Source organism: Deltaproteobacteria bacterium (genome assembly GCA_029210625.1).
GTDB lineage: Bacteria > Myxococcota > Myxococcia > SLRQ01 > SLRQ01 > JARGFU01.
The window spans coordinates 1-24,285 of the sequence record JARGFU010000049.1 but is presented as its reverse complement, the minus strand read 5'-3'; the positions used below and the strand labels follow the sequence as shown (position 1 = coordinate 24,285).

Below are 24,285 nucleotides of genomic sequence, written 5' to 3'. Positions count from 1 at the left end.
GGACAACCATCTGCATCTCCGTTAGCAAGGTGTCCACCGAAGCGGATCAAGTCCACCCTCGATCCACTGCGCCATATGCCACCACATCTCGGCGCGGCGGTTCTGGAAGCGCTCGTCGAGGGCCTTGCCCCCGAAGTCGACGGGGACCACCGCGTGGTTGAGGCCGACGGTCAGCCGGTCGACCACCCCTGCCCCCATGCCGCCGGCGTCGACGAAGACGGCCACCGGCCCCCATTTGTCGATCGCCCGGGCGACCAGCCCGGAGAAGGTCATCAGGTCGGTGTTGGTGACGATCAGCGGCTTGAAGACAACCACGCCCTGGCGGAAGCAGATGACGCTGCGATCGTCGCCATAGCGGGCCACGTCCACGCCCATGATCTTCGGGTGGTTCTCGTAGATCTTCTGGGCCACCGTCCGGCGCATGGCGTCGCGCACCTGGTTCGGGGCGATGAGGACATCCTCGACGGCCGCGCCGAAGTCGCACATCATCTCCTGCGCGAACTGCGCCTCGGTCATCTCCTTGCGGGCGCGCTCGATCTCCTCCTCGGGGATCACGCCCGTCTCGAGCACCGTGCGCAGGTCGGCGTACCACTTTGGGTCCTCGAGGGCCGAGTGGTAGACCTCCGAGAGGAGGTTCACACCCTTGACCGTGCCGATGAAGATCGCCCAGCCGCCGCGGTCGAGCAGGGCCGGGAGGATCACCTCGCCCCAGGTCTGCGGCCGCATGTCTGCGACCTCGTCCATGACGATGCCGTCGAAGTAGAGGCCGCGCAGGGAGTCGGGGTTGTCGGCGCCGTAGATCCGGACCTTGGCCCCGTTGGCGAAGGTGACCGAGAGCTCGCTCTCGTTGACCTTCACCTGGCCGCCGAGGCGGTGGGCGTAGTCCTTGAGGTAGCCCCAGGCGACCGCTTTGCCCTGCTTCAGGTAGGGCGCGACGTAGGCGTAGTGGCCTCGCTCCCGCTCGCAGCCCAGGGCCCCGAGGATGAGCTCGAGGATGGCGAAGACGGTCTTCCCCGACCGGCGGTGCCACACCAGGCACGAGAAGCGCTTGCGCGAGTGGTGGGCCTCCCGCTGGTGCGGGTAGGGCTCGAAGCCCAGGGCCGAGGTAGCGCCTTGCGCGAGGAGGGCGGGGGACATGCCGCCAACCTGCCAGGCGCCTCGGTGTCGCCATCACCCTGAACTACTTCAGGGGGAGGTCTCCCGGGGTCGTAGGCCTACCTTGCACGGGTCGGGGGGCGGCGTCCAGGGGGTTCTGAGGGCTCGGGGGGCGAAATGGGGGTTCGGCCTCCGGTGGGACCCCGTTTAAATCGATTCAAATGGCCCCTAGGATCGACGATCGGCCCCTCCCGCGCGCACCCCGGGCGGCCGGGGGGGAGATCGGGGCTTACAGGGCGAATTTGGAGCTCGGGCGGAAATGGGGCCAGCGACCCATCAAGGGGGGAAGTCCACAGCGACCTTCGATTTGCAGGTGGGACAAATGCAGGTCTCATGTAGCTCGAAGCCGGGCGCCCAGCACTTCCAGGTCGGCACCCACCGCCGGCACTGGTGACAGAAGTACGGAGGGCCCGGGATGTAGGGCTTCGGAATCGTCTCCTCCGGTGCCGGTCCCACTGTGACCTTCGGCTTCTTGCCGAAAGGAGCGACGCTCTGCACTCCGCCAGACACCTGGATCTGCCCGGAAAAATAGGCGCGGTGCACAGCTTCTGCGGCCGTCGAATTGTACATTCGGCAGAATCGACAGCGCTCCACCGGATAACCGGCTGCGGCCAGGTAGGACGTCGTGTTGCGGGTAAAGCCGATTCGTAGATGGAGGGGTACTCGCTGGAAAAGGTGCCAGCCAGCGCGGCATAGCGGGCGGCTGAACCCGAGCAAGTGCAACAAGTGGAGACAAAGGAACTCCATCAAGACGTAGGTCAGCGCCGAGCTGACCACTAGAGCAACCCCGATGACAACCGTTCCGCCCAGACCCGCATCCATGTGCCGCCCCAACAGAAACGCGACGACTAAGATGGCGCAGAGGACCGAGAACAAGATGGGAAACCTGTACTTCTCTGAGATCACGGTTTCGGTTCGCCTTGCGACTCCCATTCAGGACTTCCTCTTTTTTCTCTTCGGAAGTGGCTTGCCTTCGGCCTCGCGGCGGGCGTCGTTCTCGGCTCGCTTGGCGAGGGCGTGGGTGACGAAGCCCTCGTACATCCGGGCGATGTAGCCGAAGCGATCCTCGGGTGGTTGCTTGAGGGTGTTGTTGTAGACCCGCTCGATCGTGCTGGCGTGCACGAGTGAGACGCCGATGGTGAAGCGGACCTTGTCGTGAGGCGACGGGTAGCGGACCTGGCCGGCCTTCACGAAGTGGGCGATGGCGGCCTGGGCGTCCTTGGCCCACTCCGGGTGCTTCCGGTCCAGGGCGAGCTCCTCGAGCGATCGGAACCGCAGCACCCAGGAGAGTAGCTCGCCGTCGATGCCGGCGGGGGTTGGGGTCGCCTCACCCTCGCCGGTCGCGAGCCAATCCAGACTGACGCCCGCTGCTGACGCGAGACCTATGAGGGCAGAGCGCGTCGGGTCGGACCTTGCGGACCACCACTTCCGCACGACTGCCTCAGATACCCCAGCGGCCTCCGCAAGCTGCCTTGCTCCTCCCATCTGCTCGGCGATGGAGCGGACACGATCGGCGAAGGCCTGTTGGTCGGTTTCAGCCATTTCGGCCTCCAGGAGCCAAAATACGAACATAGCGGCAAGCGATACGATTGTGCTTGACTGTAGCTACGAACGTAGCGATTATCGTACATACGTATTGGAACCCGCGCCACCATAGCAGAACCCGTAACCGATTCGCGACAGCGGGTGGAGTGGGTCAAGTGGCAACTCGCCATTCGGGGCGTGACGATCTCTGCTCTGGCTCTGGAACTGGGCATTGGTCAGTCCTCGGTCTCGCACGGGCTGCGCCAAGGCTCCCGTCGAGTCGAGGCCGCCGTCGCCGCGCAGCTCGGCGTTCCCGCCTCGGATATCTGGCCCGAGCGCTACGACGAGCACGGCGCGCGGATCGACCGGCGATTCAAGCCGAAGCTCTCCGCCGAGGAGGGCGCCGCCTGATGGCCGCACAGGTGATCCCCTTCCCGCGGCACCGGTGGGCGCGCGAGTCGATCCTCGAGCGAGGCGACGAGGTCCGCGCCGGCGACCGTCGCCAGTGCCCCGAGTGCGGAGAGGTCGTCACCTACCAGCCCCTCTACCGACACCTCCTCAAGGCGTCCTGCCGCTGCGGCTTCAACCACCTGATCTCGTCGAGTGGCGAGGCATCGTCGGAGGTGCCCGCCTCGTGAAGGTCTGGCTCTCCACCGCCGAGCTCGCCGGCCTGCCCGGTCTCCCCGGAACGACCCGGGGCATCACCCTCCGCGCTCGGCGGGAGAGCTGGCAATCACGCCAGCGCAAGGCGCGCGGCGGCGGCCTCGAGTATCACCTCGACTCCCTCCCCGCGGTGACCCAGGCCTGCCTCGCGCGGCGCTCCTCGAGCGAGGGCGCGGCGGAGCCCGAGGCGTCGCCCGAGTCGCGGCGCGCCGACCTGTGGCGCCGCTTCGAGCGCGCCACCGACCGCCGGAAGGAAGATGGGGCGCGGCGCGCCCACCTCCTCGACGAGCTCGAGGAGCTCATCGCCGAGGGCAAGACGGTCACGGCCGCCGTCGATGAGCTGGGCGAGCGTCATGGGATCGCCCGCGGCACCTGGCACCGGTGGCGCCGGCAGGTGCGCGGGCTGCATCGCAGCGACTGGATGGCGGCCCTGCTCCCCCGCTGGCGCGGCAACCCCGCCCGCGCCGAGTGCAGCCCCGAGGCCTGGGACGCCTTCAAGGCCGACTACCTGCGCCTCGAGCGGCCGGCGGCCTCGGCCTGCTACGAGCGCCTGCAGCGCCTGGCGGGGCACGAGGACTGGACCGTCCCGTCGCTCCCGGCCCTGCTGCGCCGCCTGCGCGCCGAGCTGCCTCGGCCGGTGCTGGTCCTCGCCCGCCAGGGCGAAGAGGCGCTCGCCCGCACCTACCCGGCGCAGCAGCGCGACCACTCGGTCTTCGACGCCCTCGAGGCGGTCAACGCCGACGGCCACCGCTTTGATGTTTTTGCGCGATGGCCCGACGGCACGATCCATCGCCCGATGATGGTGGCCTGGCAGGACATCTACTCGGGCAAGATCCTGTCCTACCGGGTCGACCAGACCGAGCACGCCGGCTCGGTGCGCCTGGCCTTCGGCGACCTGGTCGAGCGCTGGGGCATCCCCTCGCACGCCTACCTCGACAACGGCCGGGGCTTCGCGGCGAAGGTCATCACCGGCGGCACCGCGACCCGCTACCGCTTCACGGTGAAGGCCGAGGACCCGGCGGGCCTGCTCACCAGCCTCGGGGTGCAGGTCCACTGGGCCACCCCGTACCACGGCCAGGCCAAGCCCATCGAGCGGGCGTTTCGGGACCTGTGCGAGTACGTGGCGAAGCACCCGGCCTTCGCCGGCGCCTACACCGGCAACAACCCGCAGGCGAAGCCCGAGAACTACCAGTCCCGCGCGGTGCCCCTCGAGGTTTTTTTGCGGGTGCTCGACCAGGAGATCAAGGCCCACAACACCCGCGAGGGTCGCCGCTCGACCGTCTGCGCCGGCCGCTCCTTCGACGCGACCTTCGCCGAGAGCTACCTCGCCTCGACAGTGCGCAAGGCCTCGGCCGCGCAGCGGCGGCTGTGGCTGCTGGCTGCCGAGGCGGTCAGGGCCTCGACGGTCGACGGCTCGCTGCGGCTCGCAAACAACCGCTACTGGTCGGAGGAGGTCGCGGCCCTCGCGGGTCAGAAGCTCATCGTCCGCTTCGACCCCGAGCGGCTGCACGAGACCGTCCACGTCTACACCCTCTCGGGTGACTACGTGGGTGAGGCGCCTTGCGTGCTGGCCGTCGGCTTCGCCGACCAGGACGCCGCCCGCGAGCACGCCAAGGCGAAGCGGTCGCGGCGCCGGGCGGTGAAGGAGCAGCGGGACGCCGAGCGGCGCCTGGACGTGCTCGAGCTCGCCGGCCGCCTGCCCGAGCTCGAGGACGATCCCGATCCGGCGCCGGCGGCGGTGGAGCTCGTCCACCCGAGGCTGACCGCGGCGTTCATCCCGGCGCGCTCCGAGGAGGAGCTCGAGGAAGAGCAGGAGCAGAGAGACGCGGCCTTCAAGCGCGCCGTCGACTTGATCGCCGGAAGCGGCGGCTGACCGAAAAAAGCCCGGGCCAGGCATGGGGCCTGACCCGGGCGAACAACGCCTACTCGCAGTGGCAAACGATGGAGGAAGCCTACATGGCCCGAAAGCAGAATGGCAAGTCGAACCAGAACCTCGACGAGAAGGTGGTCTCGCTGCAGCAGGCCGCCGAGCGGCGGGAGGCGGACGCGGCTCGTGCCGCCGTCACCAGGGTCCTCGAGTCGGAGGGGCTGACCCAGAAGGCGATCGCCAGAGAAGTCGGCGTCAATCAGAGCGCGATTTCCAGCTGGCTTAAGAGCACCTACAAGGGCGACAACACCGCCGTCACCGCCAAGGTCGCCCGCTGGCTCGAGCACCGCGCCCAGGCCGCCGAGACCACGGCGAAGCTGCCCGAGGGGCCCTTCTACATCGAGACCCCCACGGCCGAGCGGATCATCACCGCGCTCTCCTACGGCCAGACGATGCAGGATCTGGTGCTCGCCTACGGCGCCGCCGGCGTCGGCAAGACCGTCGCCGCGATCCGCTACGCCCGCACCCGCCCCAACGTCTGGCTGGTGACGATCACCCCCGCCTCGCGGTCGGTCTACGGCACCCTCCACGAGGTCGCCGAGGCGGTGGGACTCCGGGGGGTAGCCGGCAGCTCCTCCCGCCTGCACCGGGAGATCGTCCAGCGGCTCAAGGACACCAAGGGATTGCTCATCGTCGACGAGGCGCAGCACCTCTCGGTGCAGGCGCTCGAGACCCTGCGGGCCATCCACGACGGCGCCGAGATCGGGCTGGCGCTCGTCGGCAACGAGATCGTCTACGGGCGGCTCACCGGTGGCGACCGCAGCGTGGGCTTCGCCCAGCTCTTCTCGCGCATCGGAAAGCGGCTGAAGTTCAGCCGGCCGAAGACCAACGACGTCGCGGCCCTGGCCGAGGCCTGGAACATCAAGGACCCCAAGGCCGTCGCCCAGCTCCAGGAGATCGCCCAGCGCCCCGGCGCGCTGCGCGCCGTCTCCAAGACCGTGCGCCTGGCCCTCATGCTCTCCATGGGTGTTGGGCAGAAGCAGGTGAGCGCCGCCCACCTCGAGGCCGCCTGGAAGGAGCTCGGAGGCGCCACGACATGGGCCTGAGCCTCCACGACCACATCGCCGGCCGGCTCGCCCAGGCGAGCTCCGCCGTCCGCCAGCTCTCCTCACGCGGGGTCGAGGTGCTCTCGGTCGATGTCACCAGCGACAAGCCGGTGATCGCCGTCGCGCCTGGCCACGCTCTCATCGACCTACCGGGTACGCCCACGACCGAGCGCCAGGACGGCGTCACGGTCGCCAGCGTGCTCTTCGCCAGCTGCCACGTGCAGTGGAGGTATTCCTGATGGCCACCGCAAGAAAGCTCAAGGCTCCCGAGATCGACACCCCCCAGACCCTCGAGGCCGCCGAGGAGGCCCTCGGCGAGCTCGGCCGCCTGCAGCGCCAGGTCGACGAGATCCAGCGCCGCATGAACGACAAGCTCGCCAAGATCAAGGAGGAGCACGAGGCGAAGGCCGCGCCGCTCACCGAGGAGCTCGAGCGCCTCTTCAAGGGCCTGCAGGCCTGGGCCGAGGCCCACAAGACGAGCCTGCTCCAGGGCAAGGAGAAGACCGTGCGCCTGGGCACCGGCGAGCTCGGGTGGCGCACCTCGCCGCCGTCGGTGAGCCTCTCGAAGATCGGCGTCGTGATCGAGGCCCTGAAGCTCCACGGCCTCGAGCGCTTCCTGCGCACGAAGCAGGAGGTCAACAAGGACGCGATCCTCGCCGACCCCGAGGCCGTCGAGGGCATCAAGGGGATCTCGGTGGGCCAGGCCGAGGCCTTCTGGGCCAAGCCCTACGAGAGCCAGATCGAGCGGTCGGCGAAGGCGCGGTCGGCGAAGGCGAGGAAGCGCAAGTGAGCCTCCTTCCCTTCCGCCGCCGCCCAATCGACCCGGACGTCGTCCGGCTGCTCGAGCTGTTTGATTACGGCCGCCCTGGTCTGATCATCGACTTCCACCAGCACGACGAGATCACCGAGCTGCGCCGCCTCGTCCGGGTGCTCTGGGAGAAGGTCGACCCCGAGCACCGGCACCGCGACAGACGGGCGGCCGAGCTCGAGGCGACCTGCGCCGTGTCTCTCGGCGACACCGGGATCTGCTGCACCGAGTCGGCCGGCCACGGCGGCCGCCACGTCGATCGCCTCACCCCGGGCCAGCCCACCTGGAGCTCGGAGTCCGACCTGTGACCGTCTGGGGCCACCTGCGGCGTGCTCTCGAGGCCTTCCTCGAGCGGCACCCGTTCTTCCGCCGGCTGCCGGCGCTGACGCCAGAGCAGGAGGTGAGGCTGCGTGCGCTGGCCGAGCCAGAGGTGCAGCGCCATCCAGCCCAGGTCCCCGACCCGATGCGCACCTACGAGATCCCCCTCGGTATCCGTCTCGCGGCGGACCTCGGCTGGACGGTCGTCCCGGCCGTGGGCTGGCTGGCGGCAATGGACGGGCGGCTGCTGCAGTTCCCGCAGCGCTCTCCGGGGGTGATCTGCTGATGGCCGAGCGGCGCTACCAGTGCATCCTCGCGGATCCCCCCTGGGGCTCGGAGTCCGGCGGCGGCCGCCGCGGCGCCCAGAACCACTACCCGCTGCTCTCGGTCGAGGACATCGCCGAGGTGATGCTCGCCTCCCCGGAGTGGCGGCCGGCCGAGAGCTGCCACCTCTGGCTGTGGGCGCCCAGCCAGATCCACCTCGCCTTCCGGCTGCTCGACCTGCTCGGCCAGGGGCAGCAGGGCGACCTCTTCGGCGGCCCGGCGGTGCCTGCCAAGCGCTTCCGGCAGATCACCTTCGTGCCGTGGATCAAGCTCGACCCCACCAACCACACCCGCACCCGGCCCGGCCTCGGCCAGTACATCCGCCACGACTCCGAGCTGCTGCTCCTGTGCTCCACCGGCCCGGCCATGGTCCCCGAGTTCGCCTACCCCCAGCAGGCGATCCTCACACCCAAGCGCGAGCATAGCCGCAAGCCCGACGAGCAGTACGAGCGGATCGAGTGGATCTCGCCGGGGCCCCGCGTGGAGTTTTTCGCGCGGCGGCCGAGGGCGGGCTGGTGCTCCTGGGGGAACGAGCTGTGAGTGCCACCACCCAGCCCGGCACCTGGTGGGTAGAGATAGAGACCCGCGCGGTCCTCCACCTCATCTGTGCCTGCGGCCAGGAGCTGCTGCTCTCCTACGACCTCGTCGAGGACAGCGTGCTGCCCGACATCCAGTGTTGCGCCTGCGGCAAGCACTTTTCCGCCCGGCTCGAAGGCTGGGCCCCTCCGGCGGGCCGCCCGCGATCCCCAACCATGGAGCTGTGACCATGTCGAAAGACTCCCGAATCAGCTGGACCGACCACACCTTCAACCCCTGGTGGGGCTGCGTGGAGGATGGTTCCCTGTGGCTTGACTGGGTCATCGTCGGTGGCGAGAGCGGCCCTCGCCGGCGCCCCCTCGAGGTCCAGTGGGTCCGCGACATCGCGGCCGAGTGCGAGGAGTTCGGGGTGCCGGTGTGGGTGAAGCAGGACTCGACCCCCTACCCGGGCCGGCAGGGCCGCCTGCCGCCCGCCCTCTGGAACCTCAAGCAGCTCCCCGGGGAGGCTTCCCGATGATCTACATCGTCGACAACGGTGCGTTCTACGAGGACCGACAGGTGTTCTACTTCGAGCACAAGTGGGGCCTGATCGGGCCCCAACTCCGCGCCCTCGCCCAGCTCGCCGCTGAGAGCCACGACGCAGAGGTCATCGGGCGCGCTCAAAACATCCTCTGGGATAACGGTAGCGCCACGCCGCTTCTCGTCTCCTGCGCAGGCGAGGCCAGCGCCTATACCGCAATGCGAGTTTGGGAGGGCGACGAGGCGCTCATTTCCTATTTCCCGGCGCTGATTCTCCGGAAGATGGGGGCCCTCGACGCTGATGAGGAGGAGTGGGCCGCTGCGAATGCAGCCCGAGCTGAGCTCCGCAAGCGAGGTTTCAAGGTGCGCCAGGCCCGGAGGGCGGCACGATGAACAACGCCTGGCACGTCCTGCACCTCCTCACTGCGCGCGGCCACCTGGAAGAGATGACTGCCGTCACGCGGGCCATCAGGGAGACCGGGATGGACCGCAGTGAGCTGGAGCTCGCCATGGAGTCGCTCGAGCGGGGTGCGCTTATCGGCAGGGCCGGCACCAGGGTCCTGCTCACCGATCGCGGCCGCGATGCGCTCCGGGCCGGCCCCGAGATCATCGAGAAGGCGCCCACGCTCTGGGGCGAGAAGCTCGCGGCCGAGGTGGAAACGATCGTCACGACGAGGCACCTGACCCTGGCTCTCGAGTCGGTGCGGCGAGTCCGGGCGAGAGGCAGTCTTCCCCTCCACATCGAGGCGGACCTGCTGCAACGGCTCCAGGACTTCCTCGACGAGCTTCTGGAGGTCACGGCGTGATCACCAACACCGCCGAGAGAGCCATGATCGTCCGGGTGCGCGAGAGCGGCGTCTCCATCCGAGACATCGCCATCCGCTTCGCACTCGACGAGGAGGACATTCGAGAGGTCATCGACGCCGCTTTCAGCGACCTCCCGGTGCCCTTCCTTTCACCCGAGGCGGCACCCGTCGCCGATCCCACCCCTGCTCCCGATCCGGAAGGAGAGACCCCCATGGCCAAGAAGACCTGCAACCACTGCGACAAGCCCCTCCGCCCCAACAACCGCAGCGGAGTCCACAAGGCCTGCCGCAAGTATTTCAAGCCCGAGGCCAAGCCGGCCCGGAAGAAGACATCGAAGAGGCCGGCGGCAAGCGTCCCGGTGGAGATGGTCACGCTCCCCGACGTCGTCGAGCTGCCGGCCGAGTACCTGGCCGCCTGCGTGCGCGAGGTCCGCCGCCGCGTCGCCGGCGCCGAGCTGCTCGCTGGCGTCCTCGAGGAGAGCGAGGAGTAGATGGCGGCCCCTACCCCCATCACTCCCAGCCGGATGCCGTCCGACACGACCCACAAGCGGGTCGAGGTGGAGCCCACGGTCACCCACGCCGAGGTCCTGCGGCCGCGGGAGTCGCTACACCCGACGCAGTTTCGGTGCTTCTCCTGCGACGCCTACGACCGCTGCCTCGAGATCGCCGTGAAGGCGCTGTGGGTGGGCTTCGACTGCCGCAGCTGCCCGAGCGCCTGCGACCTCGGAGAGGTCCTGGTCGCTGAACGGACGATCTCGCGGTTTGGCCTGGTCCGAAAGGAGATCATCGAGCTCTTCCTTCGGTCACCGGATCCAAAACCGGCGGGCTCGATCGCCGAGTGCGTTGGGCGACCCTACGAGCAGGTCACCAAGGCGCTTCGGCGCGGCCGACAGAACGGGGTGTTCCTGACCCATCCGCCGAGCGGCTCGCACCCGATGCGCTGGTCCCTCGGCACCACCCTCCCAGCAAAAACAAAAAGATGAGCAAGCACACAATCGAAATCGCGCAGTCGTACGCCTACGAGGCGTGGAATCAGACCGACCACGCGGACAAGCTCGTCCAGAACGCCCGCGCCGAGTTGGACGGAGGAGACGTGAACCTCGGAGCCGTACTGGATTGGTTCGGGGAGGCGGCCGTCGCCGCGGAACTGGCCCGCCACAACATCCGTAGCGCCATCACATATCTCGAAGCGCTGCGGGACGAGGAACCAGCCGGTGGCTGATCGACGAAAAGACCTCGCGAGGATCCACTGCCTCAAGAAGGAGCTCGGGCTCGACGACGACCTCTACCGGGACGTCCTGGAGCAGGTGGCCGGCCAGCGCTCGGCTGGAGACCTCGACGAGGCCGGCAGGGAGGCGGTGATCGTCCACCTCGCCCGGCTGGCCAAGAAGGCCGGCAAGCAGACCTACCCCGGCCGCCCCACCAACATGCAGCAGCACCGCAGCCTCAAGAAGGTCGAGGCGCTGCTCGCCGACTCCGGGCGGCCCTGGAGTTACGCCCACGCGATCGCCAAGCGGATGTTCGGGAGAGACCGGGTCCAGTGGTGTCACGACGACGAGATCTCGGCCGTCATCGCCGCGCTCTACAAGGACGCGAAGCGCCGCGAGGAACGGGGGCCGACGAAGCCGTGACCACGCCGGCCGCCAGCGAGCTCCCCGAGAGCATCCAGGTGATCGTCGACGCCATCGGCCTGGCGGCAGCGCTCAAGCTCGTCACCGAGTACGGTGGGATCTCCTTTTACGTGCCGCAGGAGATCCCCCCCGGGCACGTCCTCGAGCACCTGCTCGGCCGCGAGGCGGCCACGGCGCTCGCGGCAGCCTACCAGGGCGAAGACCTCCAAATCCCGAGGTGCCTCTCCTACCTCGTCGACCGCCGCAACCACAACATCCGGGAGCAATACGCCAGCGGAGTGTCGGCGGCGAGGCTCGCACGTCTCTACGGCATCACCGAGCGGTGGGTGCGCTGCATCGTCGCCGGGTGGTCGAACGATGACGACCGGCAGGGCGCCCTCTTCCCCCTGAAGTAGTGCAGGGTGACGGGCATCCCCGGCTCCTCGCTACGTTCGCTGCGTGACCCGAAACCTGTCAACGATCGACCTACTAATAATCCACCACTCGAAGACTCCCGACGAGTCGAACCGGTGGGGCGCCGAGGACATCGACGACTGGCACCGGCAACGAGGCTTCCGCCGCAGCGGCCGCATGGCCGAGCTGCACCAGCCGCACCTGCAGTACATCGGCTATCACGGCGTGATCCTCCGCACCGGTGAGCTCGTGCCAGGCCGGTCCCTGGCCGAGGTCGGCGCCCACGCCGAGGGCGTCAACGGCCGCTCCGTCGGCGTCTGCCTGGTGGGCACCGAGCGGTTCACGCCCAAGCAGTGGAAGACCCTCGCGCTCGTCGTCTACGCCTTCGGGATGGTCACCGGCGGCGCCGAGGTCATCGGTCACCGCGACCATGACCCCACCAAGCTGTGTCCGGGCTTCGACGTGAAGGCCTGGCTCGGCCGCGATCTTCTGCCTCCGGATTACCCGCCGGAAGGCCACCTCTACCTGCCTCCCCGCTGAAAGGAGCACACATGTACCGCTACGCGATTCTGATCATCCTCACCTGCCTCAGTCTGGTGCCACACCCCGGCTGGGCCTCGACCTTCCGGGCGGCGATCTCCTCGCACACGGCTGCCATCGTCCCCGGTGTGAACGTCGCCGCCTCCACCCAGGCGCCGCCCCTGGGGCTCGGGTCTCGGGCCTCTCCGGGCGAGCTCGGCAACCTGGCGGTCACTCCCACCACGGTCGGTGACTTCCTGGCGCCGGCGCCGCTGCTCGCCTCTTCCATCGTGCCCATGATCGGTGCCGAGACCACGGCGGACATCGGCGATGCCATCTCCACGGCCCTGTCGAGTACGGGAGGAGGGCAGGCGGTCTGGCTCCAGGTGCTGCTGGCGTCACTGCCGGTACTCGGCACTATCCTCGTGCTCGCCCTGAAGCTGATCGGGGTCTTCGAGAAGGACAAGGTCCGCCAGACGATCTTCGCGTCGGTCGACCACGGCTACGGGTACGTCGAGGAGCTCAAGCGCATCCACGGTGGCGACGGTCTCGACAAGACGGCCGAGTTCATCAAGGCCTTTCGAGCGGCGATGATCGCGCAAGGGGTCGGTGAGCCCACCCAGGCGCAGCAGACCTTCGCGCTCGCCCACGTCAAGAAGCTCCACGTCGCGGACAAGAAGCGCGAGGCGGAGCTCGAGGTCCTGGCCAGCAACGCGGCCAAGATCCCGATGTTCACGCTGGAGCCTGTCGCCGTCGAGGGGGGCGCCACCTCGGTCCCCCCTTCCGAGCCCTCCGCGACGAGCTGACGGAGGGTCTCGACAGCGTGGACAGACTTTCCCCTGGGCGAGGCTACCTCGAGGTCGGCGGCGGGCTCACGCCTGCCGCTGCCGCGGCGTGGCTGGAGAGCGGCTACCGGGTCACACCGAATACCTCTCTCTCTCTCTTCGCCCGTGGGGAACTCACCTACCCCTTCGGTGGTCGGACCGAAGGACGTGCAATTTTGGGGGGCAGATGGAGCTGGTAGGGCTACAGGATAGCATCCTGCTCGGGGTGTTGACCGACGACTATTGGTCGACGCTGGGCGGGCTCGTTGGCGTCGTCTCGCTTTGGACGGTCGTCTTCATCTTCGCTGTGAAGTTCATGCTGGGCAGTCAGAAGGAGAACTTCGACACCCAGATGAAGTCGCTCAAGGATCTCCTCGAAGCGTCGTCCAGCAAGCAGCACGAGCTGGAGAAGTCGATCCTCGAGCTGCGCGTCGAGCTCGCGAAGAACTACGTCCACCGCAACGACTGGCTCCGAGCCCTGGCCGTGCTCAACCGACGCTTCGATTTGATCTTCGACGCGCTCGACAAGCAAAAGGGAAACGATCATGTCACTTAAGGACCGACTCGCAACGGCCACGAAGGAAGTCATCCGCTGGAACATCCTGCGATACGTCTACTCGGCCAAGGAGGTGGGCGTCCTCGACCGGATCATCACCCAAGTGATGGTCACCTGCGAGTTCGACGTGACGCTCGCCGACATCCGCGGCGAGCTGCACTTCCTCCGGGGCCTCGGCTTGGTCGAGATCGAGGCCGAGCGTGACGTTTCGATCTGGGTGGCCAAGATCACCTCGGACGGGACCTGCGTCGTGGAGTACGCGGTGCCTTGCCCTGTCGGCCTCTCCCGCCCCAAGCAGGAGTGGTGATGCGCCGCTCGTTCGTAGCGCAACTCCCGAAGTCAATCCAGAACTGGCTCAAGGACGAACTCTCGGACCGGAACTTCTCGGACTACCAAGAGGTGACGGAGCTTCTGAACGAGCGACTCGAAAAGGAGGGGATGGAGATCCAGATCTCCAAGACCAGCCTCTTCCGGTGGAGCAAGAAGGTCGAGAAGGAAAACGCCAGGCTTAAATGGGCCAGCGAGGTGGCCATCAGGATGCAGGAGGCCCTCCCGGACGACAAGGGCGCCCTGAACGACACCCTCACCCGGATGATGCAGACCCACCTCCTTGAGTTGTTGATGGAGCTCGAGCTTGACTCCCAGACGGTCGACATCTACCGCCTCTCCAAGTCCATCGCGGATCTGGGCAGGGCCTCGGTGTCGCAGAAGAAGTGGGAGGCCGAGTACAACCAGCGCATCGCGGCGAAGCTCGAGGAGCTCGAGCGCGCCGAGGGCCTCGACGCCCCCACCCTCGCGAAGGTCCGCGAGGAGATCTACGGGGTGACGCCATGACCGAGACCCCCATGGTCTGGCTCGACTTCGAGACCACCGGCCTCGACCCGGAGGCCGACGCCATCCTCCAGGTCGCCGTGGTCTTCACCGGCTGGGATCTCGTGCCCCAGGGTGAGCCGATCCCCATCACGATCCACCAGCCCGACGAGGTCCTCGACCAGATGTCACCGAGGGTCCGGGAGATGCATCAATCCTCCGGGCTGCTCGACCTGGTACGCGACTCCCGCTGGAGCCTCCAGAGCGCCACGGACTTCATCTTCGCGGCCCTGCGGGACGCGGCCGAGCCCGGGCAAGCGAGGCTCTGTGGGAGCTCGATCCACTTCGACCGTCGGTTTATGGCCCACCACATGCCGGAGCTCGACCAGTACCTCCACTACCGAATGATCGACGTCTCGGTGCTGCTCGAGCTGTGCCGGGCCTGGGGGCTGCCCACCTACCGAGGCCCCGACGAGCCGGCGCACCTCGCCCTGCCAGACATCCAACAATCGATCGCCGCGCTGAAGTTCTACCGCGAGACGATCTTCTCGACAGACAAGGAGGCCCCGATGTCCGGCCGCAAGCACCATTTGAATGTCGAGCACCTGCTCCAGTTCTTCACCTTCGCCCACCTGCCGCCACACATCGAGGAGCCGGCCGCGAGGGTCGCCGCTCTGGCGTTCTGGGCGGCCAACAAACTCCCCGAGAGCCCCGAACTCGCCGCCGGCCTGCGAAAACTCCTCGAGGCCAAGGACTGCCTCGTGAGGGCCGCTTTGGTCGCGCCGAAGGAGGGCTGATCACCCCCCTTGAACGCCCTTCTAAGGAGGGTTTCAGCGCCTTCTTCGATGGCTCGAAACGTGGGGCATTTGCCACACTTTGCCCCAATTTCGAACATTTCATTTCCATCTTCAGGCAAATTCTGCACGTTCAGATTCGGGGCCTCTCGACGGAAAAGCTACCTAGTTCCAGGCCCTTACGAAACATGGAAATCGGCACAGGTGCCCGAGGACGGATTTCGATCTTCGGGCCCGCAAGACGGAAATCGCCGAACACCTAGAACCCAACAAGTTCCATCTGTCGGCCCCGTACAACGAGATCTAGCCAAGTAGCCTCAGTCTCAGAACAGGGCGAATTTCTCGGAGGCCTGGAAGCCGAAGACGGAACACTGGTTGCCGCCTAGAAGCCCTCCAGAGGCCATGCGTGGCACTTCAGGCGTCCCAGGCCCCCTCAGTCTCAGAACTGGCCGCAGAAGCGGCCTCCGTTCGCGTGGCTGCCCCCCGAATTCGGTGCGCTAGAGCCCTGTACGCCACGATTCCGAGTAGTTCGCCCCCGTTCCCCTCAGTTCCATTTCAAGGCGCTCCCCTCAGTCGGCCAGACGCAGAGGGCCATCGAAGCGTTCGGTCACGGCGCGGACTACTGCAGGGTGCGGGCCAGGTCTCCCTTCGCCCGCTGGGGGGCGAATTCGGCCCCTCACCGCCGTCCCGGCCCCTGGGCCAGTGGCGCCTCGCCCACGGGCCGTGTCAACGAACCCCTGACCCCGGCGGTGGTATCGTCGGGCGACGATGGCGCGCTGGTCATGGCGGCCCGCCCGGGCCCTCCTCCTCTCGGGACTCCCCGCCGCGGCGCTGCTGCTGATCGCGGCCGGCCACGACGCGCGCGGAGGCTTCGATCCGATCACCGGGAGGGTCCGGCTCGACGCCTCGGACCACGCCTCGGCCTCCCTCGACACCCTCGCCTCCCTCTCCGAGGGTCCGGCCCTCTGGGTGAGCGCGGGGGACGGCAGCGCCCCCCTGGACGACGAGGCCCTCTCCCCCCTCTTCCTGCCGGCCTCCGAGGCCCTGGAGGGCGCCGGAGCCCTGCGCCTGGGCGGGCGGGGCCAGTGGATCACCCTGGACCTCGCGCCCCTCGCCGGGGCCCTGGCGGGGAGGCGGATCGAGGTGAGCTTCTGGCAGCGGCCCGACGGGCGGCGGATCGGCGGCGGCCTCTTCTGGGAGGACCCCGCCGGGCAGCCCTTCCCGCCCCTGCGCCTGCGCCCCACCGGGAGGCGCACCGACGACGGCTGGGAGGAGTGGAGCAGCGGCCCGGTGGACGCCCTCCTCGGCGGGCTCCTCCCCCCCGCCGTCCTCGAGCTGGGGGACGAGGAGGGCCTCGGGGGGACCTCCCGGCCGCCCATGCCCGTCTGGCCCGTCTCGTCGAGCCACGGGGTGGTGGTGGACGCCATCCGGGTCCTGGACCTGGGTGAGGCGGCGGTGGTGGCGGCGGACTGCGCCGGCCTGGAGGAGGGCTGCGGCCCCGCGGGGCTGTGCATGTTCGGGCGGTGCACCGACCGGGCCGCCGCCCTGGGCCCCGACCCCGCCCCGGCCCGGCTCCCGGGTCAGCTGCTGCGGGAGCAGCTGGAGGTCGCCCTCTTCGAGGGCGGGCAGGCCTCCCGCCTCGCCCTCGCGGAGGTCCTGGCCGGGATGGCCCGGGCGGGGGCCGACCCACCCTGGGGCTTCCATCGCCAGCTCGCGGCCGGCGCCCGCCCCCTGCGGGACGACCACCACTCGCCCCCCTACGCCGGCCACTGGTGGCTGATGATGGCCCGGGCCCCCTTCGTGGGCTGCGCCCTGCTGGGCGAGGCCGACCTGCTCGGGGGCTCGCCGCGCCTCCCCCTGATCCTCGACCCCCGCATCCCGGGCCTGGAGGTGGGCGACGCCATCCTCGAGATCGACGGCCTCACCCCCCGCGCGTGGCTCGAGGCCGTGGATCCCCTCCTCGGCTACAACGGCGACCCCGGGGGGCGGGAGCCCGCCGGCGCCCTGCACCTGCTGGGGCTGGCGACCTTCCTGGGCTCCCGGCTGCGGGTGGCCCGCTGCGAGGCGGGCCTGGCCCCGGGGGCGGACGCCTGCGCCGCCGCCCCGGTCCACCACGAGCTCTCCCTGGCCGAGGCCACCGCCGCGGTCTGGACCGAGGGCATGAGCGGGGGCTTCTCCGGCTACGCCTGCGAGCCCCGGGTGCGGCGCACCCTCGGGACCGCGCTGCATGATCCTGGCGGCGGGCGGGACCAGCCCTTCGTCGGCGACGACGGCGGGGTGCGGTACCTGCGCTTCGACGACTTCATCGGCAGCACGCCGGCCTTCGCCATCGCCCTGCGCGACGGCCCGGCGCGGGTCATCATCGACGAGCGGATCGGCAACGGAGGCTACTCCGCGGAGGTCGACCACCTCGGCTCCTTCCTCGTCTCGGCCAGCGAGGGCCTCGGCTACGAGGACGCCTACTTCGCGGACGCCTCGATCTCCGAGGAGACCTGGGAGGCGCTGCGCACCTGCCAGGCCGTGGTCGGCGGCGCCTGCGGGGGCTTCTTCGCCGAGCCCCTGCCGATGGAGGGCCACCCCGCCCCGGCGGCCGCGGCGGGCGCCCGGGTCGCCGTGCTCACCCACCGTGATGTCTCGGGCAACGACTTCTTCACCCACCTGATGAGCGTGCGGGCCGGGGAGGTCTCGGGGGGGGCCATCCAGGTGGCCGACTCCCGCCTGATCCCGGCCGGGGGCGAGGCGCGGCCCTTCCTCACCGGCAGCGGCGCCGGCCCCGACGAGTGGATCCTCCAGACCCAGAGCGACCTGCTGCGGGGCACCGACACCGTCCTCGAGGCGGCGAGAGCGTGGGTGAGCCAGTGAGGCGCCTCCTCCCCCTGCTGCTCCTCGTCGCGAGCGCCTGCGGGCCCGAGCCCGCCGCGGCCCCCGAGCGGCGCCTCCTCACCGGCCTCGAGGCCGAGGAGTTCACGGTCACCCACGCGGCCAACCGCCTGGCCCACCCCCGCTTCACGCCCCGCTCGCGGCCGGTGGACTGGATGGCCTGGACCGTCGTCCGCGGCGCGGCGGGCGAGCCCGAGCGCCTCTTCCTCCCTGACCAGCCCTACCCCGGCCCCACCCTGGAGGCCCACGGCCCCGGCGTCCCCGAGCCGTGGTGGGTGAGCGCGCTGGCCGCCGGCGGCCCGGCCCCCCTGCGGGTCTCCCTCTGGGTGGGGCTGCCGGAGGGCGAGCGGCTCTGGCGATCGGAGGACGGCCTCCTCGAGGAGGGCACCCACGTCCTGCTCCAGGGCTTCGAGCCCGCCGAGGGCGTCGAGCGGGCCTTCTTCCTCGGCGCGGAGGAGGTCGCGGAGGGGCCGGTGAGCACGCCGGAGGGCTTCGACTGGTACCGCGTCGAGGCCAGCCTGGACCACGGGACCCTCGGCCAGCTCGAGCTGCGGGTGCACACCACGCTGCCGGTGCTCCGCCTGGGCCGGCCGCTGATCCTCGGCGGCCCCCGGCGCGAGGCGCTCGCCGACCTGGCGCCGGCGGCCCGCAGCCGGCTCGCCACCCCCGGAGACCTGGAGCGGGCCCGGCTCCGCCAGGCGGATCGCCGCTCCCGGCCCCCGCCGGACGCCCGGCCCGAGGCCCACGCCGGCGCCCTCGATCGCCGCCGCGCCCTCCGCGCCATGCAGCACCAGGCGCGCTAGCGCGCTAGCGCTTCGCGATCAGGAGCAGGTCGTCCCCCACCCGCTCGAGCCCGTCGATCGTCAGGCCGAGGGCGTGGATCATCCGCTCGGGCGCGACCCCCGCCGGGAGGGTCACCCAGGCCGGGCCGGCGCCGACGATCTTGGGGGAGAGGAAGAGGCGCAGCTCGTCCACCAGCCCGGCCGAGAGGAAGGCGCCCGCGACCTCGGCGCCCCCCTCGACGAGGAGGCTGACGATCTCCCGCTCGCCCAGGGCGGCGAGGAGCGCGCCGAGCTCGACCTTCCCCTTCGCGCCGTCGACCTCGATCAGCTCGACGCCCTTGCGGGCGAAGCCCGACCGGCGCGCCCGGGCGGCCTTCGTCGGGAGCACCACCCAGGTGGGGGCCCTCGAGCGCTGGCGATAGACCCGCGCGCCCGGATCGGTCGTGAGCCGCCCGTCGAGGATGATCCGCACCGGATCGCGTCCGCCGCCGCCGGCCGGCCGGGCGTTCAGGCGGGGATCGTCGGCCCGCACGGTCCCGGCCCCGACCAGCACCGCGTCGAAGCGGCTGCGCCAGGCGTGGACCCGGGAGCGGGCCTCGGGGCCGCTCACCCAGCGGGAGTCGCCGGTGGCGGTGGCGATCCGCCCGTCGAGGGTGGCGGCCATCTTCAGGGCGACCCAGGGGCGCCCCTGCCGGGCCCAGGTGAAGAAGGGCTCGCCCAGGCGCTGACACGCGGCCTCGGCCACCCCCTCGATCACCTCGAGGCCGCCGGCCCGCAGGCGGCGCAGGCCCCGGCCGGAGACCTTGGGGTTGCGGTCCCGGGTGCCCACCACCACCCACGAGATCCCCGCCTCGAGGATCCGCTCGGTGCAGGGCGCGGTGCGCCCGTGGTGATTGCAGGGCTCGAGGGTCGAGTAGAGGGTCGCGCCCCGGGCGCGGGCGCCGGCCTCGGCGAGGGCGACGACCTCGGCGTGGGGGCCCCCCGCGGGGGAGGTGCCGCCCCGGGCGATGATCTTCCCGCCGGCGACGACCACCGCGCCCACCGGGGGGTTCGGCGAGGTCTGGCCGACCACCGCCCTCGCCTCGGCGAGGGCCGCCTCCATGAAGCGGTCGTGGCTCAAGGGGCGTCGTCCTCCCCGCCGGAGGGGAGCTCGAGATCCTCCAGCGTGTGCCGGAACTCCTCGATGTCGGCGAAGGCCCGGTAGACCGAGGCGAAGCGGACGTAGGCCACCTCGTCGATCCGCCGGAGCCGCTCCAGGCAGAGGTCCCCGATGGCCGAGGTGGGCACCTCCCGGTCGCTGCGCACCTGCAGGGCCGCGGTGATCTCCTCGGCGATCCGCTCGACCTCGGCCAGGGCCACCGGCCGCTTCTGGCAGGCCCGCAGGAGGCCGGCGACCACCTTCGCCCGGTCGTAGGGCTGGCGCCGGCCGTCCCGCTTCACCACCAGGGGGTCGTGGGCCTCCACCCGCTCGTAGGTGGTGAAGCGCCGCTCACACTCGAGGCAGGAGCGGCGGCGGCGGATCGCCTCCCCCTCCTGGGTCAGGCGGGAGTCGATGACCTTGTTCTCGGTCGAGGTGCAGAAGGGGCACTTCACGGCGGAGGGATTCTAGGCCAGGCGGTGGGCGTAGAGGGGGAAGTCGTGGCAGAGCGCCTCGACCTTCTCCTTCACCGCCTTCTTCTTCCCCGCGTCCTCGTGGTTCTCGAGGACCTCCAGGATGTACTCGGCGATGGTCTGCATCTCCTGCACGCCCATCCCGCGGGTGGTCACGGCGGGGGTGCCCAGGCGCAGGCCCGAGGTCACCATGGGCTTCTCCGGGTCGTTGGGGATCATGTTCTTGTTCACGGTGATCCCCGCCTCGCCCAGGGCGATCTCGCCCTGGGTGCCGGTCAGGCCCTTGGGCCGCAGGTCCACCAGGGTGAGGTGGTTGTCGGTGCCGCCGGAGACGAGGCGCAGGCCGCCCTCGGCCAGGGCCGCGGCCAGCGCCGCCGCGTTCTTCACGACCTGCTCCTGGTAGGTCTTGAACTCGGGCGCCGCGGCCTCCTTGAGGGCGACGGCCTTGGCGGCGATGACGTGCATCAGCGGGCCGCCCTGCATCCCGGGGAAGACCCGCGAGTTGACCTTCTTCCGCCAGGCCTTGGTGCAGAGGATCATCCCACCCCGCGGCCCGCGGAGGGTCTTGTGGGTGGTGGTGGTGACGAAGTCGGCGTGGGGCACCGGCGAGGGGTGCAGGCCGGTGGCGACCAGACCGGCGATGTGGGCCATGTCCACCATCACCAGGGCGCCCACCGCGTCGGCGGCGGCGCGGACCTTCTCCCACTCGATGATCCGGGGGTAGGCCGAGGCGCCGGCGACGATCACCTTCGGCTTCTTCTCGACCGCCAGGGCGTGGAGCTTCTCGTAGTCGATCCGCTCGTCCTCGCCGAGGCCGTAGGGCACCACGTCGTAGAGGCGGCCGGAGAAGTTCACCGGCGAGCCGTGGGTGAGGTGCCCGCCCTGGGCCAGGTCCATGGCGAGGATGGTGTCCCCCGGCTCGATGGCCGCGAAGTAGACCGCCATGTTGGCCTGGGCGCCGGAGTGCGGCTGCACGTTGGCGTGCTCGGCGCCGAAGAGGGCCATGGCCCGGTCGATGGCCAGCTGCTCGGCGACGTCCACCACCTCACAGCCGCCGTAGTAGCGCTTGCCCGGGTAGCCCTCCGCGTACTTGTTGGTCAGCACCGAGCCGAGAGCGGTGAGCACGGCGTCCGAGACGAAGTTCTCGGAGGCGATGAGCTCGACCCCCTCCTCCTGGCGGCGGACCTCGTCCTGCACGGCCCGGAAGATCTCGGGATCGGCGTCCTTCAGCGGGGTCTGGATGTGCTTGACCATCTTGAATCACTCCTTTTCCAGGGCGGAGATCTTGGCGACCCGCCGCTCGTGGCGTCCCCCCTCGAAGGGGGTGTTCAAAAAGGCGTCGAGGATCGCCTCGGCCAGGCCGGGGCCCACCACCCGCTCGCCCAGGCAGAGGACGTTCGCGTCGTTGTGCGCCCGGGTGGCCCGCGCCTCCCACTCGGTGTGGCAGAGCGCGGCGCGGACGCCGTCGATCTTGTTGGCCACCATGCTCATCCCGATGCCGGTGCCGCAGACCAGCAGCCCGAGGTCACACTTCCCCGACGCGACGGCCCGGGCGGCCTCGGCCCCGTGATCGGGGTAGTCCACCGACTCGGTGCTGTCGGTGCCGAAGTCGCTGATGCCGTGCCCGGCCGCCCGCAGGTGGGCGACGAGGGAGAGCTTGAGCGAGAGGCCCGCGTGATCGCTGGCCACCGCGATGTGGAGGGAGTGCTGTTGGCTCTGGGTCATCGCCTGTCCTCTCTTGCGGGGTGCAGGCGTGAGTCCGGCCGCACCCCTACTGGGGCTGGGTGAAGAGCAGGGAGGCGTTCGTACCACCAAACCCCAGGGAGTTGGAGAGCACCGCTCGCACCCGGGCCTCCCGGGCCTGGTTGGGCACGTAGTCCAGGTCGCACTCCGGATCCGGGTTCTGGTAGTTGATCGTCGGCGGGATGATCCCGGTCTCCAGGACCTTCGCCGCGATCACGGCCTCGAGCGCCCCCGCGGCCCCCAGGAGGTGGCCGGTCATCGACTTGGTCGAGCTCACCGCCAGGGACCGGGCGTGCGCCCCGAAGACGGCCTTCAGGGCCTCGGTCTCGAACTTGTCGTTGTAGGCGGTGGAGGTGCCGTGGGCGTTCACGTACCCGATGGCCTCCGGCGCGAGGCCCGCCGAGTCCAGGGCCTGCTGCATGCAGCGGGCGGCCCCGGCGCCCCCGGGGGCGGGCGAGGTGATGTGGTGGGCGTCGGAGGTGGCGCCGTAGCCGGCGAGGGTGGCGTAGATGCGCGCGCCCCGGGCCCGGGCCGTCTCCTCGGCCTCGAGGATCAGGATGCCGGCGCCCTCGCCCATGACGAAGCCGTCCCGGTCCCGCTCGAAGGGGCGGCTGGCCGCCTGGGGGTCGTCGTTGCGGGTGGAGAGGGCCTTCATGGCGTTGAAGCCCGAGACCCCCAGGGGGGTCACCGCGGCCTCGCTGCCGCCGGCGATGATCGCGTCGGCCCGCCCGGCGGCGATGTGGAGCGCCGCCTCGCCCAGGGCGTGGGCCGAGGACGAGCAGGCCGAGACGTGGGCGAAGTTGGCGTAGCGCGCCCCGAAGCGGATCGAGATCTGGCCGGCGGCCAGGTTGATGATCGTCTCCGGGATGAAGAAGGGGCTCACCCTCCCCGGCCCGCGCGTGCGCAGGACCTCGTGCTGCTCCTCGAGGGAGCCGAGGCCCCCCATGCCCGAGCCGACGAAGACCCCCACCCGATCGGCGTTGTGCTCGTCGATCGTGAGCCCCGCGTCCTCGAGCGCCATCTGGGCGGCGGCGAGGGCGAGGTGGATGAAGCGGTCGTTCCGGCGGATCTCCTTCTTCGGAACGTAGGCCTCCGGATCGAAGTCCCGGCACTCACCGGCGAAGCGGGTGACGAACTCGCTCGCGTCGAAGCCCTCGATGGGGCCGATCCCGGACCGGCCGGCGCAGAGCCCCTCCCAGGTGGGCCCGAGGCCCACCCCGAGAGGGGTGATCGCACCGAGGCCGGTCACCACCACTCCACGACTCATGGCAGCGTCTCCTTCCAGGCCGCGAACCGCAGTTCGCGGCCCGCTGTCAGCGACGTGGGAGCGTCTGACGCCGGGCTAGCTCTTGTGGTCGTTGATGTACTTCACCGCGTCGGCGACCGTCTTGATGTTCTCGGCCTCCTCGTCGGGGATCTCGACCTCGAACTCGTCCTCCATGGCCATGACCAGCTCGACGATGTCGAGGCTGTCGGCCCCGAGGTCCTCGATGAAGGCGCTGTCGGTCTTCACGGTGTCCTCGGCGATGCCGAGCTGCTCGGCGATGATGGACCGGACCTTGTTCTCCACGGACATGACGAATCTTCCTTTCTTGTTCGTTCGAATTCGAAGTGCGGCCGACTCCAATAGCCCCAAGGGGGGGTCGGCGCTAGAGGTACATCCCACCGTTCACGTTCAGGACTTGCCCCGTGACATAGCCCGACTCCTCCCCCGCAAGCCACAGCACCGCGGCCGCGACCTCCTCGGGCGCGCCGGCCCGGCGCAGGGGGATCTGCGAGAGCATGGCCTCCTTGGCCCGCTCCGGCAGGCCCGAGGTCATGTCGGTCTCGATGTAGCCGGGGGCCACGGCGTTCACCCGGATCTTCCGGGAGGCCAGCTCCCGGGCCAGCGACTTGGTCAGCGAGATCACGCCCCCCTTGGCCGCGGTGTAGGAGGCCTGGCCGGCGTTGCCGGTCTGGGCGACCACCGAGGTGAGGTTCACGATCGCCCCGCCCTTCTGCTTCATCATCGGACGGGAGGCGGCGCGGCAGAGGTGCATCACCCCGGAGAGGTTCACTCCCAGGGTGAGCGCCCAGTCCTCGTCCTTGAGGCGGGCCAGCAGGCCGTCCCGCGAG

At 69.9% G+C, this 24,285-nt stretch carries 35 protein-coding genes; 26 read left to right on the top strand and 9 right to left on the bottom strand.

What is annotated here, in order from left to right; genetic code table 11:
• Window positions 1-21 precede the first annotated feature (21 nt).
• Together P1V51_24595 and P1V51_24590 are read right to left on the bottom strand one after the other, a co-directional pair.
• On the bottom strand, window positions 22-1,137 hold the full coding sequence (locus P1V51_24595; GenBank protein MDF1566234.1) for a terminase family protein: 1,116 nt from the start codon (window positions 1,135-1,137) through the stop codon (window positions 22-24).
• A gap of 951 nt (window positions 1,138-2,088) precedes the next feature.
• Window positions 2,089-2,436: a hypothetical protein gene (locus tag P1V51_24590; GenBank protein MDF1566233.1), complete on the bottom strand. Its 348-nt coding sequence runs from the start codon at window positions 2,434-2,436 to the stop codon at window positions 2,089-2,091.
• A 405-nt stretch (window positions 2,437-2,841) separates the two neighbouring features.
• Here P1V51_24590 and P1V51_24585 point away from each other — a divergent pair, with 405 nt between their 5' ends.
• The 26 genes from P1V51_24585 (at window position 2,842) to P1V51_24460 (ending at window position 18,837) form a co-directional block, all read left to right on the top strand.
• The gene (locus tag P1V51_24585) at window positions 2,842-3,090 is read left to right on the top strand and encodes a helix-turn-helix domain-containing protein (protein MDF1566232.1); all 249 of its coding nucleotides are present in this window, start codon (window positions 2,842-2,844) and stop codon (window positions 3,088-3,090) included.
• Window positions 3,090-3,317 (top strand): hypothetical protein, encoded by a 228-nt coding sequence (locus P1V51_24580; GenBank protein ID MDF1566231.1) that lies wholly within the window; start codon window positions 3,090-3,092, stop codon window positions 3,315-3,317. The genes P1V51_24585 and P1V51_24580 overlap by 1 nt, the downstream gene beginning before the upstream one ends.
• Window positions 3,314-5,215, top strand: coding sequence for a transposase domain-containing protein (locus P1V51_24575; protein MDF1566230.1), 1,902 nt, complete (start codon window positions 3,314-3,316; stop codon window positions 5,213-5,215). Before P1V51_24580 ends, P1V51_24575 begins: the two co-directional genes overlap by 4 nt.
• A gap of 83 nt (window positions 5,216-5,298) precedes the next feature.
• The gene (locus tag P1V51_24570; GenBank protein MDF1566229.1) at window positions 5,299-6,315 is read left to right on the top strand and encodes an AAA family ATPase; all 1,017 of its coding nucleotides are present in this window, start codon (window positions 5,299-5,301) and stop codon (window positions 6,313-6,315) included.
• A complete protein-coding gene (locus P1V51_24565) occupies window positions 6,306-6,554 on the top strand; it encodes a hypothetical protein (protein ID MDF1566228.1) in 249 nt (82 codons plus the stop codon). The genes P1V51_24570 and P1V51_24565 overlap by 10 nt, the downstream gene beginning before the upstream one ends.
• Entirely contained in the window at window positions 6,554-7,105 is a 552-nt protein-coding gene (locus P1V51_24560; protein MDF1566227.1) for a host-nuclease inhibitor Gam family protein, read from the top strand. The genes P1V51_24565 and P1V51_24560 overlap by 1 nt, the downstream gene beginning before the upstream one ends.
• Window positions 7,102-7,431 (top strand): hypothetical protein, encoded by a 330-nt coding sequence (locus P1V51_24555; protein MDF1566226.1) that lies wholly within the window; start codon window positions 7,102-7,104, stop codon window positions 7,429-7,431. The genes P1V51_24560 and P1V51_24555 overlap by 4 nt, the downstream gene beginning before the upstream one ends.
• Window positions 7,428-7,727: a hypothetical protein gene (locus P1V51_24550; GenBank protein ID MDF1566225.1), complete on the top strand. Its 300-nt coding sequence runs from the start codon at window positions 7,428-7,430 to the stop codon at window positions 7,725-7,727. Before P1V51_24555 ends, P1V51_24550 begins: the two co-directional genes overlap by 4 nt.
• The gene (locus P1V51_24545) at window positions 7,727-8,305 is read left to right on the top strand and encodes an MT-A70 family methyltransferase (GenBank protein ID MDF1566224.1); all 579 of its coding nucleotides are present in this window, start codon (window positions 7,727-7,729) and stop codon (window positions 8,303-8,305) included. The genes P1V51_24550 and P1V51_24545 overlap by 1 nt, the downstream gene beginning before the upstream one ends.
• Entirely contained in the window at window positions 8,302-8,529 is a 228-nt protein-coding gene (locus P1V51_24540) for a hypothetical protein (protein MDF1566223.1), read from the top strand. The genes P1V51_24545 and P1V51_24540 overlap by 4 nt, the downstream gene beginning before the upstream one ends.
• A gap of 2 nt (window positions 8,530-8,531) precedes the next feature.
• The gene (locus tag P1V51_24535) at window positions 8,532-8,819 is read left to right on the top strand and encodes a DUF5131 family protein (GenBank protein MDF1566222.1); all 288 of its coding nucleotides are present in this window, start codon (window positions 8,532-8,534) and stop codon (window positions 8,817-8,819) included.
• Entirely contained in the window at window positions 8,816-9,214 is a 399-nt protein-coding gene (locus tag P1V51_24530; GenBank protein MDF1566221.1) for a hypothetical protein, read from the top strand. Before P1V51_24535 ends, P1V51_24530 begins: the two co-directional genes overlap by 4 nt.
• Entirely contained in the window at window positions 9,211-9,627 is a 417-nt protein-coding gene (locus P1V51_24525; protein ID MDF1566220.1) for a hypothetical protein, read from the top strand. The genes P1V51_24530 and P1V51_24525 overlap by 4 nt, the downstream gene beginning before the upstream one ends.
• On the top strand, window positions 9,624-10,118 hold the full coding sequence (locus P1V51_24520) for a hypothetical protein (protein MDF1566219.1): 495 nt from the start codon (window positions 9,624-9,626) through the stop codon (window positions 10,116-10,118). Before P1V51_24525 ends, P1V51_24520 begins: the two co-directional genes overlap by 4 nt.
• On the top strand, window positions 10,119-10,610 hold the full coding sequence (locus P1V51_24515) for a hypothetical protein (GenBank protein ID MDF1566218.1): 492 nt from the start codon (window positions 10,119-10,121) through the stop codon (window positions 10,608-10,610). It begins immediately after the preceding gene.
• Window positions 10,607-10,849, top strand: coding sequence for a hypothetical protein (locus P1V51_24510; GenBank protein MDF1566217.1), 243 nt, complete (start codon window positions 10,607-10,609; stop codon window positions 10,847-10,849). Before P1V51_24515 ends, P1V51_24510 begins: the two co-directional genes overlap by 4 nt.
• Entirely contained in the window at window positions 10,842-11,258 is a 417-nt protein-coding gene (locus P1V51_24505) for a regulatory protein GemA (protein MDF1566216.1), read from the top strand. Before P1V51_24510 ends, P1V51_24505 begins: the two co-directional genes overlap by 8 nt.
• Window positions 11,255-11,653, top strand: a complete 399-nt coding sequence (locus tag P1V51_24500; GenBank protein ID MDF1566215.1) for a Mor transcription activator family protein — start codon at window positions 11,255-11,257, stop codon at window positions 11,651-11,653. Before P1V51_24505 ends, P1V51_24500 begins: the two co-directional genes overlap by 4 nt.
• A 43-nt stretch (window positions 11,654-11,696) precedes the next feature.
• Entirely contained in the window at window positions 11,697-12,191 is a 495-nt protein-coding gene (locus P1V51_24495; GenBank protein ID MDF1566214.1) for an N-acetylmuramoyl-L-alanine amidase, read from the top strand.
• An 11-nt stretch (window positions 12,192-12,202) separates the two neighbouring features.
• Entirely contained in the window at window positions 12,203-12,976 is a 774-nt protein-coding gene (locus P1V51_24490; protein ID MDF1566213.1) for a hypothetical protein, read from the top strand.
• Between the two features lie 244 nt (window positions 12,977-13,220).
• The gene (locus P1V51_24485; GenBank protein MDF1566212.1) at window positions 13,221-13,550 is read left to right on the top strand and encodes a hypothetical protein; all 330 of its coding nucleotides are present in this window, start codon (window positions 13,221-13,223) and stop codon (window positions 13,548-13,550) included.
• Window positions 13,540-13,857 carry a hypothetical protein gene (locus P1V51_24480; protein ID MDF1566211.1) on the top strand — a complete coding sequence of 106 codons (318 nt, stop codon included), beginning with the start codon at window positions 13,540-13,542 and terminating at the stop codon, window positions 13,855-13,857. The genes P1V51_24485 and P1V51_24480 overlap by 11 nt, the downstream gene beginning before the upstream one ends.
• Entirely contained in the window at window positions 13,857-14,384 is a 528-nt protein-coding gene (locus tag P1V51_24475) for a DUF3486 family protein (GenBank protein ID MDF1566210.1), read from the top strand. The genes P1V51_24480 and P1V51_24475 overlap by 1 nt, the downstream gene beginning before the upstream one ends.
• Complete coding sequence (gene orn / locus P1V51_24470) at window positions 14,381-15,157, top strand: oligoribonuclease (protein ID MDF1566209.1); 777 nt, start codon at window positions 14,381-14,383, stop codon at window positions 15,155-15,157. Before P1V51_24475 ends, orn begins: the two co-directional genes overlap by 4 nt.
• A gap of 765 nt (window positions 15,158-15,922) precedes the next feature.
• Entirely contained in the window at window positions 15,923-18,016 is a 2,094-nt protein-coding gene (locus P1V51_24465; GenBank protein ID MDF1566208.1) for a hypothetical protein, read from the top strand.
• On the top strand, window positions 18,013-18,837 hold the full coding sequence (locus P1V51_24460; GenBank protein MDF1566207.1) for a hypothetical protein: 825 nt from the start codon (window positions 18,013-18,015) through the stop codon (window positions 18,835-18,837). The genes P1V51_24465 and P1V51_24460 overlap by 4 nt, the downstream gene beginning before the upstream one ends.
• Before the next feature lie 4 nt (window positions 18,838-18,841).
• Here the strand turns inward: P1V51_24460 and ribD are convergent, their stop codons facing one another.
• From ribD to P1V51_24425, 7 genes are all read right to left on the bottom strand, one after another.
• A complete protein-coding gene (ribD, locus tag P1V51_24455) occupies window positions 18,842-19,936 on the bottom strand; it encodes a bifunctional diaminohydroxyphosphoribosylaminopyrimidine deaminase/5-amino-6-(5-phosphoribosylamino)uracil reductase RibD (GenBank protein ID MDF1566206.1) in 1,095 nt (364 codons plus the stop codon).
• The gene (gene nrdR, locus P1V51_24450) at window positions 19,933-20,409 is read right to left on the bottom strand and encodes a transcriptional regulator NrdR (GenBank protein ID MDF1566205.1); all 477 of its coding nucleotides are present in this window, start codon (window positions 20,407-20,409) and stop codon (window positions 19,933-19,935) included. The genes ribD and nrdR overlap by 4 nt, the downstream gene beginning before the upstream one ends.
• 12 nt (window positions 20,410-20,421) lie before the next feature.
• A complete protein-coding gene (locus P1V51_24445; GenBank protein MDF1566204.1) occupies window positions 20,422-21,681 on the bottom strand; it encodes a serine hydroxymethyltransferase in 1,260 nt (419 codons plus the stop codon).
• 6 nt (window positions 21,682-21,687) lie between these two features.
• Window positions 21,688-22,152 carry a ribose 5-phosphate isomerase B gene (rpiB, locus tag P1V51_24440; protein ID MDF1566203.1) on the bottom strand — a complete coding sequence of 155 codons (465 nt, stop codon included), beginning with the start codon at window positions 22,150-22,152 and terminating at the stop codon, window positions 21,688-21,690.
• Between the two features lie 46 nt (window positions 22,153-22,198).
• The gene (fabF, locus tag P1V51_24435) at window positions 22,199-23,437 is read right to left on the bottom strand and encodes a beta-ketoacyl-ACP synthase II (protein ID MDF1566202.1); all 1,239 of its coding nucleotides are present in this window, start codon (window positions 23,435-23,437) and stop codon (window positions 22,199-22,201) included.
• A gap of 75 nt (window positions 23,438-23,512) precedes the next feature.
• Window positions 23,513-23,746 carry an acyl carrier protein gene (gene acpP / locus P1V51_24430; protein MDF1566201.1) on the bottom strand — a complete coding sequence of 78 codons (234 nt, stop codon included), beginning with the start codon at window positions 23,744-23,746 and terminating at the stop codon, window positions 23,513-23,515.
• A gap of 73 nt (window positions 23,747-23,819) precedes the next feature.
• A partial coding sequence (locus P1V51_24425) for an SDR family oxidoreductase (GenBank protein ID MDF1566200.1) occupies window positions 23,820-24,285 on the bottom strand: 466 nt, incomplete at its 5' end.

What these genes read in the sequence shown, in the direction of transcription:
- fabF (MDF1566202.1), bottom strand. Translation starts at nt 23,437, where the DNA reads ATGAGTCGTGGAGTGGTGGTGACCGGCCTCGGTGCGATCACCCCTCTC.
- acpP (MDF1566201.1), bottom strand. Translation starts at nt 23,746, where the DNA reads ATGTCCGTGGAGAACAAGGTCCGGTCCATCATCGCCGAGCAGCTCGGC.
- orn (MDF1566209.1), top strand. Translation starts at nt 14,381, where the DNA reads ATGACCGAGACCCCCATGGTCTGGCTCGACTTCGAGACCACCGGCCTC.
- P1V51_24465 (MDF1566208.1), top strand. Translation starts at nt 15,923, where the DNA reads ATGGCGCGCTGGTCATGGCGGCCCGCCCGGGCCCTCCTCCTCTCGGGA.
- P1V51_24530 (MDF1566221.1), top strand. Translation starts at nt 8,816, where the DNA reads ATGATCTACATCGTCGACAACGGTGCGTTCTACGAGGACCGACAGGTG.
- P1V51_24475 (MDF1566210.1), top strand. Translation starts at nt 13,857, where the DNA reads ATGCGCCGCTCGTTCGTAGCGCAACTCCCGAAGTCAATCCAGAACTGG.
- P1V51_24515 (MDF1566218.1), top strand. Translation starts at nt 10,119, where the DNA reads ATGGCGGCCCCTACCCCCATCACTCCCAGCCGGATGCCGTCCGACACG.
- P1V51_24525 (MDF1566220.1), top strand. Translation starts at nt 9,211, where the DNA reads ATGAACAACGCCTGGCACGTCCTGCACCTCCTCACTGCGCGCGGCCAC.
- P1V51_24445 (MDF1566204.1), bottom strand. Translation starts at nt 21,681, where the DNA reads ATGGTCAAGCACATCCAGACCCCGCTGAAGGACGCCGATCCCGAGATC.
- P1V51_24545 (MDF1566224.1), top strand. Translation starts at nt 7,727, where the DNA reads ATGGCCGAGCGGCGCTACCAGTGCATCCTCGCGGATCCCCCCTGGGGC.
- P1V51_24595 (MDF1566234.1), bottom strand. Translation starts at nt 1,137, where the DNA reads ATGTCCCCCGCCCTCCTCGCGCAAGGCGCTACCTCGGCCCTGGGCTTC.
- P1V51_24510 (MDF1566217.1), top strand. Translation starts at nt 10,607, where the DNA reads ATGAGCAAGCACACAATCGAAATCGCGCAGTCGTACGCCTACGAGGCG.
- rpiB (MDF1566203.1), bottom strand. Translation starts at nt 22,152, where the DNA reads ATGACCCAGAGCCAACAGCACTCCCTCCACATCGCGGTGGCCAGCGAT.
- P1V51_24490 (MDF1566213.1), top strand. Translation starts at nt 12,203, where the DNA reads ATGTACCGCTACGCGATTCTGATCATCCTCACCTGCCTCAGTCTGGTG.
- P1V51_24570 (MDF1566229.1), top strand. Translation starts at nt 5,299, where the DNA reads ATGGCCCGAAAGCAGAATGGCAAGTCGAACCAGAACCTCGACGAGAAG.
- P1V51_24560 (MDF1566227.1), top strand. Translation starts at nt 6,554, where the DNA reads ATGGCCACCGCAAGAAAGCTCAAGGCTCCCGAGATCGACACCCCCCAG.
- P1V51_24535 (MDF1566222.1), top strand. Translation starts at nt 8,532, where the DNA reads ATGTCGAAAGACTCCCGAATCAGCTGGACCGACCACACCTTCAACCCC.
- P1V51_24480 (MDF1566211.1), top strand. Translation starts at nt 13,540, where the DNA reads ATGTCACTTAAGGACCGACTCGCAACGGCCACGAAGGAAGTCATCCGC.
- P1V51_24565 (MDF1566228.1), top strand. Translation starts at nt 6,306, where the DNA reads ATGGGCCTGAGCCTCCACGACCACATCGCCGGCCGGCTCGCCCAGGCG.
- P1V51_24580 (MDF1566231.1), top strand. Translation starts at nt 3,090, where the DNA reads ATGGCCGCACAGGTGATCCCCTTCCCGCGGCACCGGTGGGCGCGCGAG.